The organism is Agrobacterium sp. 22094, from assembly GCF_052046015.1.
GTDB classification, from domain to species: Bacteria; Pseudomonadota; Alphaproteobacteria; order Rhizobiales; family Rhizobiaceae; genus Agrobacterium; species Agrobacterium cavarae.
In genome coordinates, this window is record NZ_JBQEPX010000001.1 from 869,942 (window position 1) to 887,541 (window position 17,600).

Consider the following 17,600-nt stretch of genomic DNA (forward strand, 5'->3'; position numbering starts at 1 on the left):
GGAGACGCCGTTCACCGTGCTGCTGGATAGGGTCATGCGGAGAATTTTATGGCTTCAGCAGCGGAACAACTGGCCTCAAACCTGAATTTTTCGACCTTCGCCAAGGCTGAAGATCTGAAAAAGCGCCTCTGGTTTACCCTTGCCGCACTTCTCGTCTATCGCCTCGGTACGCATATTCCGCTTCCCGGTCTGAACCCGGAAGCCTATGCCCAGGCATTTCGCGGTCAGGCGAACGGCATTCTCGGTCTCTTCAACATGTTTGCGGGCGGCGCTGTCGAGCGCATGGCGATCTTCGCGCTCGGCATCATGCCCTACATCTCCGCTTCGATCATCGTTCAGCTGATGACATCGGTCGTGCCGTCGCTGGAATCATTGAAGAAGGAAGGCGAAGCTGGCCGCAAGATCATCAACCAGTACACGCGCTATGGCACGGTGCTGCTCGGTACGCTGCAGGCCTACGGCATTTCCGTCGGGCTCGAGAGCGGTGCTGGCCTCGTTGTCGATCCAGGTCTGTTCTTCCGCGTTTCCACGGTCCTCACGCTGCTTGGCGGCACAATGTTCCTGATGTGGCTTGGCGAGCAGATCACCTCGCGCGGTATCGGTAACGGTATTTCGCTGATCATCTTTGCGGGTATCGCTGCAGGTCTGCCGAAGGCTTTGGCCGGTACGCTGGAGCTTGGCCGCACTGGCGCGCTGTCCACGACGCTGATTCTCACCGTGGTCATCGTGGCCATCCTGGTAATTGCGTTGATCGTCTTCGTCGAACGCGCCCAGCGCCGGCTTCTGATCCAATATCCGAAGCGTCAGGTCGGCAACCGCATGTTCCAGGGCGACACCTCGCACCTGCCGCTGAAGCTGAACACTGCGGGTGTTATCCCTGCGATCTTCGCGTCCTCGCTGCTGCTCCTGCCGGCAACGGCTGCGGGCTTTACCAACAGCACCAACCTTCCTTCCTGGGCGACGACGATCATTGCGTCTCTCCAGCACGGCCAGCCGCTCTTCATGCTGTTCTACGGCCTGCTGATTGCATTCTTTGCCTTCTTCTACACGGCGATCGTGTTCAATCCAAAGGACACGGCGGACAATCTGAAGAAGCATGGCGGCTTCATTCCCGGCATTCGCCCCGGCGAGCGCACCGCAGAGTACATTGACTACGTGCTGACACGCATCACGGTTGTCGGCGCCATTTATCTTGTCTTCGTCTGTATCCTTCCTGAGACACTTATTGCCCGTACAGGCATACCGTTAGCCCTTGGTGGTACTTCGCTTTTGATCGTAGTCAGTGTAACTCTGGATACTGTTGCGCAAATCCAGGGCCACCTGATTGCTCAGCAATATGAGGGGCTGATCAAGAAATCGAAACTGCGTGGAGGAAAGAGGGGACGATGAGACTGATATTTTTGGGACCGCCAGGTGCAGGCAAGGGAACACAGGCCAAGCGTCTGACGGACAAGTACGGCATTCCGCAGCTTTCCACCGGCGATATGCTGCGTGCGGCTGTGACTGCTGGAACGGACATCGGCAAGCGCGCCAAGGCGGTGATGGATGCCGGTGGTCTCGTGTCGGACGATATCGTCAACCAGATCGTGTCCGAACGGATCGAGCAGGCTGACTGTGCGAACGGCTTCATTCTCGATGGCTACCCGCGGACGGTACCGCAGGCCAAGGCTCTGAGTGAGAATCTTCAGCAGAAGAACATTCAGCTGGATGCGGTCATCGAGCTCAAGGTCGACGAAGAGGCGCTGGTGCGCCGAATCGAGAATCGTGTGGCTGAGACGATCGCTGCTGGCGGAACCGTTCGGTCGGACGACAATCCGGAAGCCTTCCGCAAGCGCCTCTCCGAGTATCGTGAGAAGACTGCGCCGCTTTCCGAATATTACCGCGAGCAGGGCGAGCTCGTCGTGTTGGACGGCATGGCCGATGTGGATGCGGTGACCGCCGCAATCGCTGGCGCCCTGGAAAAAGACAACAGCCCGGCGGCCTCTGCTGCGCGGATCTAAAGAATCTTGGCGGGGCCGGTTGCTTTTTTGAACCGATTCCGTTAAACACCGCGCCAACTCGCGACAACCCAAGCGACTGGCGCGGATTTTCCTTTAGGGAAGGAAAGTCCGGGTTCGGTCGTTTTGACTTGTGACGAACAGGAATTTGAACTGGCGGCAGCATCGTGCCGCTCAAATGGAAGCACCACTTGCCGGATGGCAACTGGAACGCAAGGAGAATAGACGTGGCACGTATCGCTGGCGTCAACATCCCGACGGCTAAGCGCGTTGTTATCGCTTTGACCTATATTCACGGGATCGGTCCGAAATTCGCGCAGGAAATCATGAACAAGGTTGGTCTCTCGGCCGACAAGCGCGTTCATCAGCTGACGGACGCTGAAGTCCTTCAGATCCGCGAAACCATCGACCGCGATTACCAGGTCGAAGGCGATCTTCGTCGCGAAACCGCGATGAACATCAAGCGCCTCATGGACCTCGGTTGCTACCGTGGCCTGCGCCACCGCCGTGGCCTTCCGGTTCGCGGTCAGCGCACGCACACCAACGCTCGTACCCGTAAGGGTCCAGCGAAGGCCATCGCGGGCAAGAAGAAGTAATTTTCCGTTTATGCGGAAGAGGAGGCTGGTGCGAACCGCGCCAGCCTTTCTGAGTTTGGCGCAATGCCCGCAAGCGGGCGGCGCGCCGGTGTAGCCGCTGGTGTTACGGCGGTGAAGAGATCAATGAAAGGACTATCATGGCCAAGGAAGCCGCACGCGTACGCCGTCGCGAACGCAAAAATATCACGTCGGGTGTAGCGCACGTCAACTCGACCTTCAACAACACGATGATCACCATCACCGACGCACAGGGCAACGCGATTGCCTGGTCGTCTGCTGGTGCCAAGGGCTTCAAGGGTTCGCGTAAGTCGACACCGTTCGCTGCCCAGATCGCTGCTGAAGATTGCGCCAAGAAGGCTCAGGAACACGGCATGAAGTCGCTTGAGGTCGAGGTTTGCGGTCCGGGTTCGGGTCGTGAGTCCGCGCTTCGCGCTCTGCAGGCTGCCGGTTTCCTCATCACTTCCATCCGCGACGTGACGCCGATCCCGCACAACGGTTGCCGCCCGCGCAAGAAGCGCCGCGTCTAACGCGTTCTGTCTGGAGGTTCCGCCTTTCCATCGGTTTGGCGGAATTTTCGCGTAATCGGCGTGTGGTTGCCGGCGTGGCCGGTGTGCTTACGCTTGAAACCCTCCGATGAACCTTTGCGGTTCCTCTCGGTGATCATGCTCGGTCCGCCACGATTGGATGGTGGCGGCGAACGGAAGGTTTAAAGATGATTCAAAAGAATTGGCAGGAACTGATCAAGCCGAACAAGGTCGAGTTCACGTCCTCCAGCCGCACCAAGGCAACGCTTGTTGCCGAGCCGCTGGAGCGTGGTTTCGGTCTGACGCTCGGCAACGCGCTGCGTCGCGTGCTCCTGTCGTCTCTGCGTGGCGCCGCTGTGACTGCCGTGCAGATCGACGGCGTCCTGCACGAGTTCTCCTCCATCCCCGGCGTTCGGGAAGATGTGACGGATATCGTGCTCAACATCAAGGAAATCGCCATCAAGATGGACGGCGATGACTCCAAGCGCATGGTCGTGCGCAAGCAGGGCCCTGGTGCCGTTACCGCTGGCGATATCCAGACGGTTGGCGACATCGAGATCCTGAACCCCGACCATGTCATCTGCACGCTCGACGACGGCGCTGAAATCCGCATGGAATTCACCGTCAACAACGGCAAGGGCTATGTGCCTGCAGAGCGTAACCGCGCGGAAGATGCCCCGATTGGCCTCATCCCTGTGGACAGCCTTTATTCTCCGGTCAAGAAAGTGTCCTACAAGGTGGAAAACACCCGTGAAGGTCAGGTTCTCGACTATGACAAGCTGATCATGACGATCGAGACCAACGGTTCGGTTTCCGGCGAAGACGCCGTTGCCTTCGCCGCTCGTATTCTTCAGGACCAACTTGGCGTGTTCGTCAACTTCGACGAGCCGCAGAAGGAAGCAGAAGAAGAATCGGTTACGGAACTGGCGTTCAACCCGGCACTTCTCAAGAAGGTCGACGAGCTCGAGCTGTCCGTTCGTTCGGCAAACTGCCTGAAGAACGACAACATCGTCTATATCGGCGACCTGATCCAGAAGACCGAAGCCGAAATGCTTCGCACGCCGAACTTCGGTCGCAAGTCGCTCAACGAAATCAAGGAAGTTCTCGCTTCCATGGGTCTGCATCTCGGCATGGAAGTGCCCGCATGGCCACCAGAGAACATCGAAGATCTCGCTAAGCGTTACGAAGACCAGTACTAACAAAGAAAAGGCAGGCCCTCAAAGACTGCCTTTCCCCGTCAAACAGCAGACCACTCGTCTGCATGTGCCAGGAAACGGCAGGACCGGATAGGGAACCTGCACTAAAGGAGAATAGCAATGCGCCACGGAAATTCAGGCCGCAAGCTCAATAGAACCGCCAGCCACCGCAAGGCAATGTTTGCCAACATGGCGGCTTCGCTCATCACCCATGAGCAGATCGTCACCACTCTGCCGAAGGCGAAGGAAATTCGCCCGATCGTAGAAAAGCTGGTTACGCTCGGCAAGCGCGGCGACCTGCACGCTCGTCGTCAGGCCATCTCGCAGATCAAGGACCAGGACGCTGTCCGTAAGCTCTTTGACGCGATTGCAGCTCGTTACGCAAACCGTAACGGCGGCTACATCCGCATCATGAAGGCTGGCTTCCGTCAGGGCGACAACGCGGCTATGGCTGTCGTTGAATTCGTCGAGCGCGACGTTGACGCCAAGGGCGCAGCCGACAAGGCTCGCGTTGCTGCTGAGACGGCTGCTGCCGAAGCTGCATAAGCTTCACGCTTAAGCATCAAGACTTGAGAAGCCGGGTGAGCGATCACCCGGCTTTTTTGCGTTCTTGTATGGTCGTGCTGGTGGTCCGGCATGGTGGGGAAGCGGTTGGATGACCGGTGTCGAAATGTCTAGAGCGTGATGCGCCCTATTGGACGACCAAAGGACGGTCCATCTTCTTTGATCTAAGCATCGTGCTTTGCGAAAATCGATTTCGATTTTCGGGCCGATGCTGTCAGAACCTACCGGTTCATGCATTGATGTCTCAAGTCGCGGTGTGGCCAGCACTGTGACACCAACGCGGTTTGTATCGGCCGACACAGGCTAGTGCAGGGACACTTTGAAGCGTCGCGGCTTTCTTGCCCAATAGTGGTCGAAAATGCCGATCGATTTTTCCGGACGTGGTTTTCTCTGGCTATACGGTTAAACGACGTCGGCGGGTGTAGGCTGACGCCTCTCGCTATCAGTTCTGCTCGTTGCTGCTTCGGGACAACGCCGCAACATCCTATGGGTGTTGCTCGAACGGCGCACCTTCGTTGTGCGAATGACGCCATTGCGAGATACTCCGGCGTCCGTCCATGAGAGGGTTTGACCGGCCTACTGTTTTTCCGGGAAACGCGCGTCGCAAAGCGTGACGAAGCGCTTCATGGAGTCGGGGTCTTTGGCAAAGATCGCGGACATCGTGTCGACGTGCTTCTGCAGGTAGGTCCGGGCTTCCGACTTCGACATTCTGTTCTCTTCGAAAGACGCTTCCGCCATCGCAGCGAGTTTGTTGAACCTGCTTTCGTAAGCCTGCGCCTGCGCTCTCGCCTTGGCGGATTTTGGACCATCCTGCAACGCGTGGGCGTTGATGATGAAGGTCGCTCCACACTGGAACATGTAATCCGTCTGGGAGGGGCCAGGCTTGACGGTGGAGGCGGCTAAAGCCGGAGTGCTGGACAGGCTTGCCAGAAGAATGAAGATACCAATACGCAACGCCGGTTCCTTTCAAGAGAGGCAGAACGTTTCGTGGTCATCACGCAGATCTTCACGACGTCATGTCGGCGGCCGTTATCCGGCATAAGACTTGAAAATAGGCCTCATCTGAAAGTCTGTAAATTGTGGTTTCTCGTACGATTTTTGGGAGTGAAACCAAACCTTTAGGTGTGTTTATAGTCGGTCTCTACTCCGGGATGAAGATTCTGTGTTTGATATGCTTCAAATGGCAGACGATGGTGAAGGTCATGATGACGAGCAGCGACCATGAACTCCATTTGCCGAGGCTCACTGCGGACCATGCGCCGAGTTGGTTGGGGTAGCTCCAGATGGCAAAGAAGGTAGAGATGTTTTCCGCCAGCCAAACGAAGAAGCCGATGAGGATGAAGGAAAGAAGCAGTGGCATCTCACGATCCCTGTCATAGGGGCGGTAGGTCACTGTGGTGCGGGCATAAAGGCCCAGCGCGCAGGCGGCGATGTACCAGCGATAGTCGCCAATATAGTGGTGTGTGAAGAAGTTGGCGTAGATCGCAAGCGCGATCAGCGTTGCCATCCAGTAAGGGGGATGATGGCGAATTCTCAAATCGAATAGCCGCCACGCTTGAATGATGTAGCTGCCGACGGCCGCGTACATAAAGCCGGAAAACAGAGGCACACCAAAGACTTTGCTGTAAGCGAAGTCCTGGTAGGACCATGACTGGATGGTGCCGGATGTCTTGAACAATTCCAGCGCGAAGCCGACGATATGAAACAGGAAGATCGCCTTCGCCTCATCGAGCGTCTCGAGCTTGCTCCAGATCATGAAGATCTGGATCGTCAACGCAATGACGAGGAGAACGTCGTAGCGCGGCAGGCCGAAGAGGCCGGCCCGCGGCACCAGAAAGATGGACAGGAAGAACAGCCCGGCAAATAGGCAGGCTCTGGCATTCTTGATACCGAAGTAGAGGAATTCAACGGCAAAGCGCCTGATGCCGCTCAAGCCTCCCCAAGGCCGCGCGTCGCAAAGATAATGATCAAGGAATGACAGACGGGTCGCCGGAAACATTGTATCGGATACCAAGGTCTATGCTCCTGTTTACCGGCGTCGCGAAATGGGTGAGGGAATCGACGTAAGGCAGGATGATGATGATCGATAGCGGCAAATTTTATGCGTCCCGAGTGCTGATCCTGTCAGGCCTTATCCTTGTCATTCTGGCGGGACTGGCGCTGCGGCGTTACGGATACACGATCGGACTGCCATTCCTCATCGTCAAATATGGCGGTTCGGTGTTGTGGGGCGCGATGGTCTATCTCCTGTCGGCGCTGCTATTCGTGAACCACAGGACGCAGCTTTTCATCGTCGCCGCCACATGCTGCTTCGCTATCGCTGTGGAGTTGTTGAGATTGGTGCATTTCCCGGCGCTGGATACATTCCGCGACACGCCGACCGGCACCTTGCTGCTTGGCCGCGTGTTCTCGCCGTGGAATATCCTTTGCTATTTCGCCGGTATCGGAATGGCTGCCGCTATCGCGCGGCAGTTCGCGAAGCGGTAGCGGCTCTGCGGGCTCTGCGCCGCGCCATGATGGTTGGCCGGATCAGGCGATAGCCGAGGAGCAGGATCGTGAGGGTGATGTAGACAGCCGGTTCCAAGGTCAGGCTCTTGCGCGCCAGAACGAAGTGAAGAACGGCGACGATGAGCACCGGATAGGCGAGCTTATGGAGCGTGTTCCATCGCGAGCCGAGCTTGCGGATCGACCAACGGTTCGAGGTTAATGCCAAGGGCAGAAGCATCGCCAGTCCCGCCATGCCGAACATGATGTAGGGGCGTCTCAGAACATCGCCGATGATGGAGCTGAAGACCAAACCGCGATCGAGCGTCAAATAGACCGCAAAGTGCGCCAGCACATAATAGAAAGCCAAGAGGCCGAGGGCGCGTCGATAGGCAATCAGGTTGATGTTGAACAGATCGCGCAGTGGGGTCACCAGCAGCCCGAGGCAGAGGAAGCGCAGAGCCCAGATGCCCAGAAGATGCTCGAAATCCTTGACGGGATTAAAGCCAAGCCCACCTGTCGCGGCCAGGTAAAAATACCAGAGGCCGGGACAGAGGCCGAGAATGTAGAGTGCCCAGATGGCGGCGGGCTGGTAGCGTTTGGGCAATGAGGGCAGGGGCAGGGCGAATGCCATGTCAATAATTCGCCTTCAAGTCCAAGCCGGTATAGAGGCTAGCAACGTCTTCATAGCCGTTGAACATCAGCGTCGGCCGGTTCTTGACGCTGAAGAAGCCGCCTTCGCCGATGCGCTGCTCGGTGGCCTGGCTCCAGCGGGGATGATCGACGTTAGGATTGACGTTGGAATAGAAGCCGTATTCCCGCGCGTTGGAGTTTTTCCACGTGGTTTCGGGCTGTTTCTCGACCAGCGAAATGCGCACGATCGACTTGATGCCCTTGAAACCGTATTTCCAGGGAACCACGAGGCGGATCGGCGCGCCGTTCTGGTTCAGCAACGTCTCGCCATAGAGGCCGACAGCCAGAATGGTGAGGGGATGACGGGCCTCGTCGAGGCGTAGGCCTTCGACATAGGGCCAGTTGAGCGGCTGGAAAAGCCCGCTTTGACCCGGCATCTCATCGGGGCGAACGACGGTCTCGAAGGAAACGAATTTTGCACTGCCAAGCGGCTCTACCTTGTCGAGAAGGCTTGCCAGGGGGAAGCCGATCCACGGGATCGCCATCGACCAGCCTTCGACGCAGCGCATGCGGTAAGGACGTTCCTCAAGGTCGAACTTCATCAGCTCTTCGAGCCCGAACTCTTTTGGCTTGCCAACAAGACCGTCGACCTTCACGGTCCAGGGCGTCGGTTTGAACTTGCCGGAGTTTTCTTTCGGGTCGGATTTGCCGACGCCGAATTCATAGAAGTTGTTGTAGCTGGTGACGGCATCAAGCGGCGTCAGTTGTTCATCCAGCTTGTAGGCGCCCGGCTTCGCCGTCAGGGGCGCTGCGACCGCCTCGCGACCCGTCAGGCCAATGGCTGCGAGCCCCGCCGCCGTGCCGAGAAAGCGACGCCTGGAGAGATAAACATCGCGCGGCGTGATTTCGCTGGAGGCGATACGGGGTGGGCGATAGACGGGCATCGAAATCTCCTGAGAAACAGGTGCTGCACCGGACGTGCATGATGAGGCAGGTCCATATGATATGATCCTGGTTTACGGCAAACAACAGGCGTCGGTTCACTTAATCGCGCGAAAGTGAAAACGCGATGCGATATGTTCGTCTGCTATGACGAGCGAGCGCCCTTCTTTGTAAAACAAGGTCTAGATTCTGGTCAGATAGGTGGACGAAGGATTGGTTCGCTGGGTACTGTAATGACGGAGATTTCGCCGATTTTTTTCCTCGGGCGCTGGACGAGATAGTGCATGACGCCGGGGGACTCGCCCTCGAAAAGATTGAAGGTTTCCTGGCCCCTAAAGGCGATACGCGCTTGACCTGTATGGAACGAGCAGGGCGACGCGCAGGCAACGGTCAGTGTGTTTGCGTCGATACCGTTTGCCTGACCTAACTCGATACCCACCGTAATGCCGAGCTTTGGTTCCGAAATGATGGCGCAGTTCCTGCCGCTTTCGCAGGCTGCTGTCGCGATGAGCGGCTCATTGGAGGCGTCAAGGAGAACTGCTACCTGAACCTGTTGGACTTTTACTTCGGCTGCCTGGGACAAGCAGGGCAACGCCAACAGCGATGCTGGTGCTATTCTGAGTGTCCGCAGAAGCATCGCGATCATTGAAATCCCCAACCCTGGATCGTCCTCACAGACAGTCGCGTCAACTGGCACCTATGCGTGTGACGCAACGTATCACGCTGATTACAGGTGAGAAACAACTGAATTGGCGTACCGTACCGCACCGTACTGTTTTGCGGCAAGGTGACAGTGACAGGAGTTTGCGAATGGAGTAGAAGACGCGTCAGATTTTAAGCGGGTAGGGCGCTTCGATGTGCCTGGGAGATATGCCCGCGAGTTTGAGAGAACCGAGGAATAACGAGATGCCTGTCTATCGCTCCAGAACGACAACCCATGGCCGCAACATGGCGGGTGCGCGTGGCCTTTGGCGCGCCACCGGCATGAAGGATGGCGATTTCGGTAAGCCGATCATTGCGGTGGTGAACTCCTTCACGCAGTTCGTGCCCGGTCACGTTCACCTGAAGGATCTTGGTCAGCTCGTCGCACGCGAGATCGAGGCGGCTGGTGGTGTTGCCAAGGAATTCAATACGATCGCCGTGGATGATGGTATCGCCATGGGTCACGATGGCATGCTCTATTCGCTGCCGTCGCGCGAGATCATCGCGGACTCGGTCGAATATATGGTCAATGCGCATTGCGCCGATGCTATGGTTTGCATCTCCAACTGCGACAAGATCACGCCCGGCATGCTGAATGCCGCGATGCGTCTCAACATTCCTGCGGTGTTTGTTTCCGGCGGCCCGATGGAAGCCGGTAAGGTCGTTCTGCATGGCAAGACCGTTGCGCTCGATCTGGTCGATGCCATGGTCGCGGCTGCCGATGACAAGGTTTCCGATGAAGACGTGAAGATCATCGAGCGCTCCGCCTGTCCGACCTGCGGTTCGTGCTCGGGCATGTTCACGGCCAACTCGATGAACTGCTTGACGGAGGCGCTCGGCCTGTCTCTGCCCGGCAACGGCTCGACGCTCGCGACCCACTCCGATCGCAAGCGTCTCTTCGTTGAAGCCGGTCACCTGATCGTCGATCTGGCGCGTCGCTATTACGAGCAGGATGACGAGACTGTGCTGCCGCGCACCATCGCTTCCAAGGCTGCATTCGAGAACGCCATGTCGCTCGATATCGCCATGGGCGGCTCCACCAATACGGTTCTGCATATTCTGGCAGCGGCGCATGAAGGCGGCATCGAATTTACGATGGAAGACATCGACCGGCTTTCGCGCAAGGTTCCTTGCCTCTCCAAGGTCGCGCCTGCCAAGCAGGACGTGCACATGGAAGACGTGCACCGCGCCGGCGGCATCATGCGTATTCTCGGTGAACTCGACCGCGGCGGTCTTATCAATCGCGATTGCCATACTGTTCATGAGCCCACGCTGGGTGACGCCATCGACCGCTGGGATATTACCCGCACCAATTCCGAAACAGTACGCGAGTTCTTCAAGGCGGCACCTGGTGGCGTGCCGACCCAGGTTGCCTTCAGCCAGTCTTCGCGCTGGGACGATCTCGATACCGACAGCGAAAACGGCGTTATCCGCTCAGTCGAAAAGCCCTTCTCGAAGGACGGCGGCCTTGCCGTTCTTTACGGCAACATTGCGCTGGATGGCTGCATCGTAAAGACGGCTGGCGTGGACGAGAGCATCTTAAAGTTCAATGGCAGCGCTGTCGTCTATGAAAGCCAGGACGCTGCGGTGAAGGGCATTCTCTCCAACGAGGTCAAGGCGGGCGATGTCGTCGTCATCCGTTACGAAGGCCCGAAGGGCGGCCCCGGCATGCAGGAAATGCTCTATCCGACGAGCTATCTGAAATCCAAGGGTCTCGGCAAAGCCTGCGCCTTGATCACCGATGGTCGTTTCTCCGGCGGCACGTCAGGCCTCTCCATCGGTCACGCCTCTCCGGAAGCGGCCCAGGGCGGCGCCATCGGCCTCGTACGTCAGGGCGATCCCATCGAGATCGACATCCCCAACCGCACGATCAACCTCAAGGTTTCGGACGCCGAACTTGCGGCCCGTCGCGCAGAGCAGGACCAGCTTGGCTGGAAGCCGGCGGAGTTCCGCAAGCGCAACGTCACCACCGCGCTGAAGGCCTATGCCGCCTTTGCATCCAGTGCAGATAAGGGTGCTGTTCGCATTCTGCCGGAGTGAGTTTTCTCCCGGTCTCAGCATGATCTTGTTTAAAAAGAAAACGCCCTGACACGGGCGTTTTTTCATTTTCTTCAAAGGATTGGGAGGTTTGGTTATGAGATTGAATCAGGTCCTGATCACCATGCCGCTTCTGGATAAGGGCTGAGACTTCACCTTCATCTTCGGTCGCGGCTTTGAGCTTTTTCCCATGTCAGCCGCTTAAGCTTGTAACGGATAAGGGGCACGACCTTGCTACGCTGACAGCAAAAGGCTCTGGCGACGCCGTTCCTTTCAAACCCCAGCTTTTCCAGCAGATGACGAGATGCTTTGTTGTCCGCGATCGGGCTGGCATGAAGCGTGTCGATCTCCAGGCACTCGAAAGCATGGTTGATGACAAGACGTGCTGCCTCAGAGGCAAAGCCTCTGCCCCAAGCGCTGCGGCCTAGCCAATAGCCGAATTCACCCGCAAGGCCGATCAGACCGACGAGTTGACCGGTGTCGATGGCCCAAACCGGGCTCTTCTTTTTTCGGGCTCGTAAGATCAGTTCTCTTGCATCGGCGGTGGTAAAAGGCATTGCGGTTTTAAGTAGATTGCGTGTGACAAGTGGATCGTTTGTGATCCGCGCGAGCCCTGTAGCGTCCGCAATTTTCAGCGGCCGCAGCAGGAGCCGTCTCGACGTCAGCACGACAGGATAGGTGGCGACCTTGCTCATGGACCTCATCATGCGTGAGACGTTCGTCGACGCAACCCTTCTTTCAGCATCGGAACAACCAGCCAATCGGAAACGTTGCCGCATGAATTGCTAGGGAGAAAATCATGAAGCGGGCAGTTGTGACCGGCGGCGGTGGCTTGATCGGGACGGGAATTATCGAGGCTTTGTTGGACGACGGCTGGACCGTTGCGTGCTTCGACATCAAGGACACCAAGACAGCGGCGCGCAACATTCTGTGTGACGTGGGAAATGAGACCTCAGTGCTTGCCGCCTTCGATCAGCTTGGCTGGAAAGGCCTTGAACTGCTCGTCAACAACGCCGGAATTGCAAGCCCGGTGAATGGGCCGATCCATGAGCTGTCGCTTGCCGACTGGCGCAAGGTCACCGATAGCCATTTGACGGGCGCCTTCCTGATGACAAGGTCCGCCGTGCCGCTGATGGGCGAGGGTGCCACAATCGTCAATATGGTCTCGACGCGCGCTTTCATGTCCGAGCCGGAAACCGAGGCCTATGCCGCGTCCAAGGGTGGGCTTGTTGCCTTGACCCATGCGCTGGCCGCCAGTCTCGGGCCAAAGATACGCGTCAATGCGATCGCGCCGGGTTGGGTGACTGATGAAGCCGATCTCCGCAAAAAGGACCATGCGCAGCATCCGGTAGGGCGCGTTGGCAGGCCAAAGGATATTGCCGACGGTGTGCTCTATCTGACGAGTGCTGGCTTCATGACGGGTCAGGTTCTGGTGCTGGATGGTGGGATGACCCGGAAGATGATCTACGAGGAATAGCGTTCGTGTTTCTTCAAAAAATGAATCAGGGCGTTGAGATTTTGATTCAGGAAAGTGCTGAAACACATTGTTTCGAGAATCCTTTTCGCGATCGAAGCTGTGCGAGTCACAAGGTGGTGATGCTGCTTCCTTTGATCGTGGCAGCGCTTACCTAGGTAAACATGAAACGTCGCACAGCACTCGCACTCCTCGCCTCCCTGCCTTTTGCCACAGCGGTTCGCGCTCAATCATCAGGCACAGGCGCCAAATTCAATCCCATCCTGGAAGGTGCGGGTTCTCTCCAGACGCTGAAGGCGGTGATCGTCAGCCTCGATGGTGAGGAGGTCGCCTCGCGCGCCTATAATGGTTCATCGCTCACCGGATCGACCAATATCAAGTCCGCGTCCAAGTCGATCGTCTCGGCACTTGTTGGCATGGCAATCGATCGCAAGATTTTAGAGGGTGCCGATCAGCCGATCGCCTCCGTACTGAGAGCCGACTTTCCCGCGAACTCCGATCCGCGACTGGAACGCGTCACGATCGGCAATCTGCTTTCGATGCAGTCTGGTCTCGCACGCATGTCCGGTCCGAATTACGGACGCTGGGTCGCGAGCCGCAACTGGGTTAGCACGGCTCTCGGCTCGGGCTTCGATGGCGAGCCGGGCGGTGGCATGCTCTATTCGACGGCCTCGACGCATCTCCTCTCGGCCATTTTGACCAAAGCCTCCGGCCGCCCGACGCTGGCGCTTGCCCGAGACTGGTTCAAGCCGCTCGATGGGTTTGCCATCGGCAGCTGGGAACGTGATCCGCAGGGCATTTATCTGGGCGGTAATCAGATGGCGATGACCGCGCGTTCGCTCTTGTCCTTTGGAGAATTGTATAGGCGTGGTGGCGTTACCGCCAATGGCGAGCGCATCCTCTCGCAATCATGGATCGACCAGTCCTGGACGCAGAGAACGAACTCGGTATTCAATGGCGACGGTTATGGCTATTGCTGGTTCATCAAGGAGATGGCGGGAGAGAACGTCTTCTACGCCTGGGGCTATGGCGGGCAGATGCTCTATATCGTGCCGTCGAAAAAGCTCTCTGTGGTCATGACGTCCCGGGAAGATGCGCCCTCGGCGTGGACCGGTTACCGGGATGCGTTGCATGGTTTGATGACGAATATCATCACGGCGAGTTAGAGTGGGCGGTTGATGCTCTGGAATGCTTCGCCAAGCTTGACCATGCGCTCGTCATAAGCCTTGGTCAGGCAGGCGACATCCGCTTCACAGGTCTGGCGACGCTTCAGCCATTCGCTCTGTTCGGTTTTCAGTGCATCACGAGACCCCATGGCCATGAGCTGCGTGAGAATGTCGAAAGTGGTGGCCATTTTCACGTCCTGATCATTCAGGGCGCGGTTCTCGCAGATGGTCTTCTCATCTGCCGCGAGATCAGTCTTGCTGCAATCGAAGCTTGCGGCTCCGACGGGCGATCCATGCGAATAGGAGGCGCAAACAATAAACAGGGCCAGAGCGTGTTTTCGAAACTGCATTTTTCTGTCTCATCTTTCATCATATCTTGGCGGTTCAATTCTCAGACATCGAAACCAGTTCCAAAGAAAGTAAAGCGCTCGCTTGTAAAGCCGTGCGTCATGATATTGCCGCCCTTTGATTTATAGGCTGAGACGCTATAACTGCATCCTATTGATGAAGATGAGGAATCACATGCAGCGCGTGTTGAAATTCATGGCCCACGGCTTTCTTGCTGCGTTGCTTCTTGCGCCCTTGGGTGCGCAGGCGCAGGACGCTAAAGCGGTGCCGGCCAGCCGCATGGACATGCAGCTGTCCTTTGCTCCGCTGGTCAAGCGCACATCCGGTGCCGTGGTGAACGTCTATGCCGAGCGCATCGTCCAGCGCCGTGCCTCGCCCTTTGCCGGCGACCCGTTCTTTGAACAGTTTTTTGGCCAGCAATTGCCGAACCGCACGGAAAAGCAATCTTCGCTGGGCTCCGGCGTGATCGTTTCGGCCAGCGGGCTGGTGGTGACGAACAACCACGTCATCGAAGGCGCCGACGATATCAAGGTCGCGCTGGCAGATGGTCGTGAATTTCCCTCCAAGGTTTTGTTGAAGGACGACCGTGTCGATCTCGCGGTGCTGCAGATCGATGCAAAGGAACAGTTCCCCGTGCTGCCGCTTGGCAATTCGGACGCCACGGAAGTCGGCGATCTGGTGCTCGCCATCGGTAACCCGTTCGGTGTGGGCCAGACCGTCACCAGCGGTATCGTCTCAGCCTTGGCGCGCAATCAGGTGACGCAAGGCGATTTCGGCTTCTTCATCCAGACGGATGCCTCGATCAATCCCGGCAACTCCGGTGGCGCACTGATGAACATGAACGGCGAGCTGATCGGCATCAATACGGCGATCTTTTCGCGCGGCGGTGGCTCCAACGGTATTGGCTTTGCCATCCCTGCAAACCTGGTCAAGGTGTTCCTGGCCGCGGCTGAAAAGGGCGACAAGAGCTTTCAGCGGCCATATGTCGGTGCAACATTCGATCCTGTTACCTCCGAAGTCGCGGAAGCTCTTGGGCTGAAGCGCGCGCGCGGCGCACTCGTCGTCAGCGTTGTGAAGGGTGGCCCTGCGGAAAAGGCGGGCATCGAGCCTGGCCAGGTGGTCACTGCCGTGAACGGCATCGAGGTGGAGCATCCGGATGCGTTGGGTTATCGCCTGACGACGGCAGGTATCGGCAAATCCGCCAAGATCGCACTCATCGACAAGGGCAAGGAAAAGACCGTCACCATCGCGCTCGATACTGCGCCGGAAACGGCACCGCGTGACGAGCGCCTGCTGGAGGGTCGCAATCCATTTGCCGGTGCCACCGTCGCCAATCTTTCGCCGAAGCTTGCCGATGAGTTGCGTATGGTTGGAACACCCTCCGGTGTCGTGATCGTCGATGTCGCGCGCGGTTCGCCCGCTTCGCGTGTCGGCTTCCAGCCAAAGGATATCATCGTGTCGTTGAATGGTTCCGATATCACCTCCAGTGCCCAGATGGAGGAAGCGCTGCACGATGATCCGGGCTTCTGGCGTCTTGAGATCATTCGCGATGGTCAGCGCCTGCGGCAGTTCCTGCGATGAGCGGAGACCTATTTGCACCTCAGATTCCAGCGGAGGTCGCCAACCGGCGGCCTCTGGCAGACAGGCTGCGGCCGACCACGATCGCACAGGTCACGGGTCAGTCGCATCTGACGGGCGAAGAGGGTGTTCTGCGCCGTATGATCGAAAGCGGTTCACTGGGCTCGATGATCTTCTGGGGGCCGCCGGGCACCGGCAAGACGACCGTCGCGCGGCTACTTTCGGGTGAAGCCGGTCTCGCCTTCGAGCAGATTTCCGCAATCTTCTCCGGCGTGGCCGACTTGAAGAAGGTGTTCGAAGCTGCGAGGACGCGGCGGATGAACGGGCGGCAAACGCTGCTCTTCGTCGACGAAATCCATCGCTTCAACCGGGCTCAGCAGGACAGCTTTTTGCCGGTGATGGAAGATGGGACCATCATCCTTGTCGGTGCAACGACCGAAAACCCGTCCTTTGAACTGAATGCGGCTTTGCTATCGCGTGCCCGCGTTCTGACCTTCAAGCCGCATGACGAAGAGAGCCTGATTGAGCTTTTGAATCGCGCCGAGGAGGCGGAAGCCAAGCCGCTGCCGCTCGACGAAGACGCGCGGCTCTCCCTGCTTCGCATGGCCGATGGTGACGGTCGCGCCGTGCTGACGCTCGCCGAGGAAGTCTGGCGTGCGGCGCGGGAAGGCGAGGTGTTCGATACGGAAGCGCTGACCCGCATCGTTCAGCGTCGGGCGCCGGTCTATGACAAGGGCCAGGACGGGCATTATAATCTGATCTCCGCACTGCATAAGTCGGTGCGCGGCTCCGATCCCGATGCAGCGCTTTATTATCTGGCGCGGATGCTCGATGCCGGCGAAGATCCGCTTTATCTCGGCAGACGCCTGGTGCGTATGGCAGTCGAAGATATCGGGCTTGCCGACCCGCAGGCGCTCGTCATCTGCAATGCGGCAAAAGATGCTTATGATTATCTCGGCTCGCCGGAAGGGGAACTGGCGCTGGCGCATGCCTGCGTCTATCTGGCAACGGCGCCGAAATCCAATGCGGTCTATACGGCCTACAAGAGCGCGATGCGGGCGGCCAAGGAGAACGGATCGCTGCTGCCTCCCAAGCATATTCTCAATGCGCCGACCAAGCTGATGAAGGGCGAGGGTTATGGTGATGGCTATCGCTATGATCACGACGAACCAGATGCCTTCTCAGGCCAGGATTACTTCCCGGAAAAGATGGGGCGCACTACCTTCTACGATCCGCCCGACCGGGGTTTTGAACGCGACATTCGCAAGCGCCTGGATTGGTGGTCTAAGCTGAGACGGGAACGCAACCCTCGCTGAAGCGCAAGACCAGCTTTGGGGCTGGCTGTCTGCGCTTCGCTTC

19 protein-coding genes are annotated in these 17,600 nt (G+C 57.9%); 12 read left to right on the top strand and 7 right to left on the bottom strand.

The features are described 5' to 3' along the window. The first annotated feature begins 48 nt into the window (after window positions 1-48). The 6 genes from secY (at window position 49) to rplQ (ending at window position 4,859) form a co-directional block, all read left to right on the top strand. Window positions 49-1,389, top strand: a complete 1,341-nt coding sequence (gene secY, locus ACTJK5_RS04140) for a preprotein translocase subunit SecY (protein ID WP_062427522.1) — start codon at window positions 49-51, stop codon at window positions 1,387-1,389. Next, on the top strand, window positions 1,386-2,000 hold the full coding sequence (locus ACTJK5_RS04145; RefSeq protein WP_062427521.1) for an adenylate kinase: 615 nt from the start codon (window positions 1,386-1,388) through the stop codon (window positions 1,998-2,000). Before secY ends, ACTJK5_RS04145 begins: the two co-directional genes overlap by 4 nt. A gap of 224 nt (window positions 2,001-2,224) precedes the next feature. Further along, entirely contained in the window at window positions 2,225-2,593 is a 369-nt protein-coding gene (rpsM, locus tag ACTJK5_RS04150) for a 30S ribosomal protein S13 (protein WP_062427520.1), read from the top strand. Between the two features lie 137 nt (window positions 2,594-2,730). After that, entirely contained in the window at window positions 2,731-3,120 is a 390-nt protein-coding gene (gene rpsK / locus ACTJK5_RS04155) for a 30S ribosomal protein S11 (RefSeq protein WP_062427519.1), read from the top strand. A 185-nt stretch (window positions 3,121-3,305) separates the two neighbouring features. Next, entirely contained in the window at window positions 3,306-4,316 is a 1,011-nt protein-coding gene (locus tag ACTJK5_RS04160) for a DNA-directed RNA polymerase subunit alpha (RefSeq protein ID WP_003495228.1), read from the top strand. A gap of 117 nt (window positions 4,317-4,433) precedes the next feature. Continuing rightward, window positions 4,434-4,859 (top strand): 50S ribosomal protein L17, encoded by a 426-nt coding sequence (gene rplQ / locus ACTJK5_RS04165; RefSeq protein ID WP_062427518.1) that lies wholly within the window; start codon window positions 4,434-4,436, stop codon window positions 4,857-4,859. A gap of 594 nt (window positions 4,860-5,453) precedes the next feature. Here rplQ and ACTJK5_RS04170 read toward each other — a convergent pair. Beyond that, complete coding sequence (locus ACTJK5_RS04170; protein WP_112955088.1) at window positions 5,454-5,831, bottom strand: hypothetical protein; 378 nt, start codon at window positions 5,829-5,831, stop codon at window positions 5,454-5,456. 187 nt (window positions 5,832-6,018) lie between these two features. Continuing rightward, the gene (locus ACTJK5_RS04175) at window positions 6,019-6,876 is read right to left on the bottom strand and encodes a DUF817 domain-containing protein (protein ID WP_153311613.1); all 858 of its coding nucleotides are present in this window, start codon (window positions 6,874-6,876) and stop codon (window positions 6,019-6,021) included. A gap of 80 nt (window positions 6,877-6,956) precedes the next feature. Here ACTJK5_RS04175 and ACTJK5_RS04180 point away from each other — a divergent pair, with 80 nt between their 5' ends. Continuing rightward, on the top strand, window positions 6,957-7,364 hold the full coding sequence (locus ACTJK5_RS04180; RefSeq protein WP_440612558.1) for a DUF2809 domain-containing protein: 408 nt from the start codon (window positions 6,957-6,959) through the stop codon (window positions 7,362-7,364). On the opposite strand, the gene msrQ is transcribed toward ACTJK5_RS04180, so the two are convergent. The 3 genes from msrQ to ACTJK5_RS04195 all read right to left on the bottom strand — a co-directional run bounded on the left by msrQ (window position 7,336) and on the right by ACTJK5_RS04195 (window position 9,582). Next, a complete protein-coding gene (msrQ, locus tag ACTJK5_RS04185; RefSeq protein ID WP_440611896.1) occupies window positions 7,336-7,995 on the bottom strand; it encodes a protein-methionine-sulfoxide reductase heme-binding subunit MsrQ in 660 nt (219 codons plus the stop codon). The two genes, ACTJK5_RS04180 and msrQ, sit on opposite strands and share 29 nt — an antisense overlap. A gap of 1 nt (window position 7,996) precedes the next feature. Further along, complete coding sequence (gene msrP, locus ACTJK5_RS04190) at window positions 7,997-8,938, bottom strand: protein-methionine-sulfoxide reductase catalytic subunit MsrP (protein WP_440611897.1); 942 nt, start codon at window positions 8,936-8,938, stop codon at window positions 7,997-7,999. Between the two features lie 191 nt (window positions 8,939-9,129). Further along, on the bottom strand, window positions 9,130-9,582 hold the full coding sequence (locus ACTJK5_RS04195) for a hypothetical protein (protein WP_440611898.1): 453 nt from the start codon (window positions 9,580-9,582) through the stop codon (window positions 9,130-9,132). Between the two features lie 260 nt (window positions 9,583-9,842). Between ACTJK5_RS04195 and ilvD the strand changes: the two genes are divergently transcribed. Then, window positions 9,843-11,678, top strand: a complete 1,836-nt coding sequence (ilvD, locus tag ACTJK5_RS04200) for a dihydroxy-acid dehydratase (RefSeq protein ID WP_062440763.1) — start codon at window positions 9,843-9,845, stop codon at window positions 11,676-11,678. Window positions 11,679-11,833: 155 nt separating this feature from the next. On the opposite strand, the gene ACTJK5_RS04205 is transcribed toward ilvD, so the two are convergent. Next, a complete protein-coding gene (locus tag ACTJK5_RS04205; RefSeq protein WP_440611899.1) occupies window positions 11,834-12,370 on the bottom strand; it encodes a GNAT family N-acetyltransferase in 537 nt (178 codons plus the stop codon). Between the two features lie 104 nt (window positions 12,371-12,474). Here ACTJK5_RS04205 and ACTJK5_RS04210 point away from each other — a divergent pair, with 104 nt between their 5' ends. Together ACTJK5_RS04210 and ACTJK5_RS04215 are read left to right on the top strand one after the other, a co-directional pair. After that, a complete protein-coding gene (locus ACTJK5_RS04210; protein ID WP_440611900.1) occupies window positions 12,475-13,152 on the top strand; it encodes an SDR family oxidoreductase in 678 nt (225 codons plus the stop codon). 161 nt (window positions 13,153-13,313) lie between these two features. Then, on the top strand, window positions 13,314-14,315 hold the full coding sequence (locus ACTJK5_RS04215; protein ID WP_440611901.1) for a serine hydrolase domain-containing protein: 1,002 nt from the start codon (window positions 13,314-13,316) through the stop codon (window positions 14,313-14,315). Here the strand turns inward: ACTJK5_RS04215 and ACTJK5_RS04220 are convergent. Continuing rightward, window positions 14,312-14,665: a lysozyme inhibitor LprI family protein gene (locus ACTJK5_RS04220; RefSeq protein WP_062440774.1), complete on the bottom strand. Its 354-nt coding sequence runs from the start codon at window positions 14,663-14,665 to the stop codon at window positions 14,312-14,314. The genes ACTJK5_RS04215 and ACTJK5_RS04220 overlap by 4 nt on opposite strands. Window positions 14,666-14,837: 172 nt before the next feature. Here ACTJK5_RS04220 and ACTJK5_RS04225 point away from each other — a divergent pair, with 172 nt between their 5' ends. Together ACTJK5_RS04225 and ACTJK5_RS04230 are read left to right on the top strand one after the other, a co-directional pair. After that, window positions 14,838-16,244: a DegQ family serine endoprotease gene (locus ACTJK5_RS04225; protein ID WP_440611902.1), complete on the top strand. Its 1,407-nt coding sequence runs from the start codon at window positions 14,838-14,840 to the stop codon at window positions 16,242-16,244. Then, window positions 16,241-17,557: a replication-associated recombination protein A gene (locus tag ACTJK5_RS04230; RefSeq protein WP_440611903.1), complete on the top strand. Its 1,317-nt coding sequence runs from the start codon at window positions 16,241-16,243 to the stop codon at window positions 17,555-17,557. Before ACTJK5_RS04225 ends, ACTJK5_RS04230 begins: the two co-directional genes overlap by 4 nt. Window positions 17,558-17,600 lie beyond the last annotated feature (43 nt).

What these genes read in the sequence shown, in the direction of transcription:
- secY (WP_062427522.1), top strand. Translation starts at nt 49, where the DNA reads ATGGCTTCAGCAGCGGAACAACTGGCCTCAAACCTGAATTTTTCGACC.
- ACTJK5_RS04145 (WP_062427521.1), top strand. Translation starts at nt 1,386, where the DNA reads ATGAGACTGATATTTTTGGGACCGCCAGGTGCAGGCAAGGGAACACAG.
- rpsK (WP_062427519.1), top strand. Translation starts at nt 2,731, where the DNA reads ATGGCCAAGGAAGCCGCACGCGTACGCCGTCGCGAACGCAAAAATATC.
- ACTJK5_RS04160 (WP_003495228.1), top strand. Translation starts at nt 3,306, where the DNA reads ATGATTCAAAAGAATTGGCAGGAACTGATCAAGCCGAACAAGGTCGAG.
- rplQ (WP_062427518.1), top strand. Translation starts at nt 4,434, where the DNA reads ATGCGCCACGGAAATTCAGGCCGCAAGCTCAATAGAACCGCCAGCCAC.
- ACTJK5_RS04175 (WP_153311613.1), bottom strand. Translation starts at nt 6,876, where the DNA reads ATGTTTCCGGCGACCCGTCTGTCATTCCTTGATCATTATCTTTGCGAC.
- ACTJK5_RS04180 (WP_440612558.1), top strand. Translation starts at nt 6,957, where the DNA reads ATGATCGATAGCGGCAAATTTTATGCGTCCCGAGTGCTGATCCTGTCA.
- msrQ (WP_440611896.1), bottom strand. Translation starts at nt 7,995, where the DNA reads ATGGCATTCGCCCTGCCCCTGCCCTCATTGCCCAAACGCTACCAGCCC.
- msrP (WP_440611897.1), bottom strand. Translation starts at nt 8,938, where the DNA reads ATGCCCGTCTATCGCCCACCCCGTATCGCCTCCAGCGAAATCACGCCG.
- ACTJK5_RS04195 (WP_440611898.1), bottom strand. Translation starts at nt 9,582, where the DNA reads ATGATCGCGATGCTTCTGCGGACACTCAGAATAGCACCAGCATCGCTG.
- ilvD (WP_062440763.1), top strand. Translation starts at nt 9,843, where the DNA reads ATGCCTGTCTATCGCTCCAGAACGACAACCCATGGCCGCAACATGGCG.
- ACTJK5_RS04205 (WP_440611899.1), bottom strand. Translation starts at nt 12,370, where the DNA reads ATGAGCAAGGTCGCCACCTATCCTGTCGTGCTGACGTCGAGACGGCTC.
- ACTJK5_RS04210 (WP_440611900.1), top strand. Translation starts at nt 12,475, where the DNA reads ATGAAGCGGGCAGTTGTGACCGGCGGCGGTGGCTTGATCGGGACGGGA.
- ACTJK5_RS04215 (WP_440611901.1), top strand. Translation starts at nt 13,314, where the DNA reads ATGAAACGTCGCACAGCACTCGCACTCCTCGCCTCCCTGCCTTTTGCC.
- ACTJK5_RS04220 (WP_062440774.1), bottom strand. Translation starts at nt 14,665, where the DNA reads ATGCAGTTTCGAAAACACGCTCTGGCCCTGTTTATTGTTTGCGCCTCC.
- ACTJK5_RS04225 (WP_440611902.1), top strand. Translation starts at nt 14,838, where the DNA reads ATGCAGCGCGTGTTGAAATTCATGGCCCACGGCTTTCTTGCTGCGTTG.
- ACTJK5_RS04230 (WP_440611903.1), top strand. Translation starts at nt 16,241, where the DNA reads ATGAGCGGAGACCTATTTGCACCTCAGATTCCAGCGGAGGTCGCCAAC.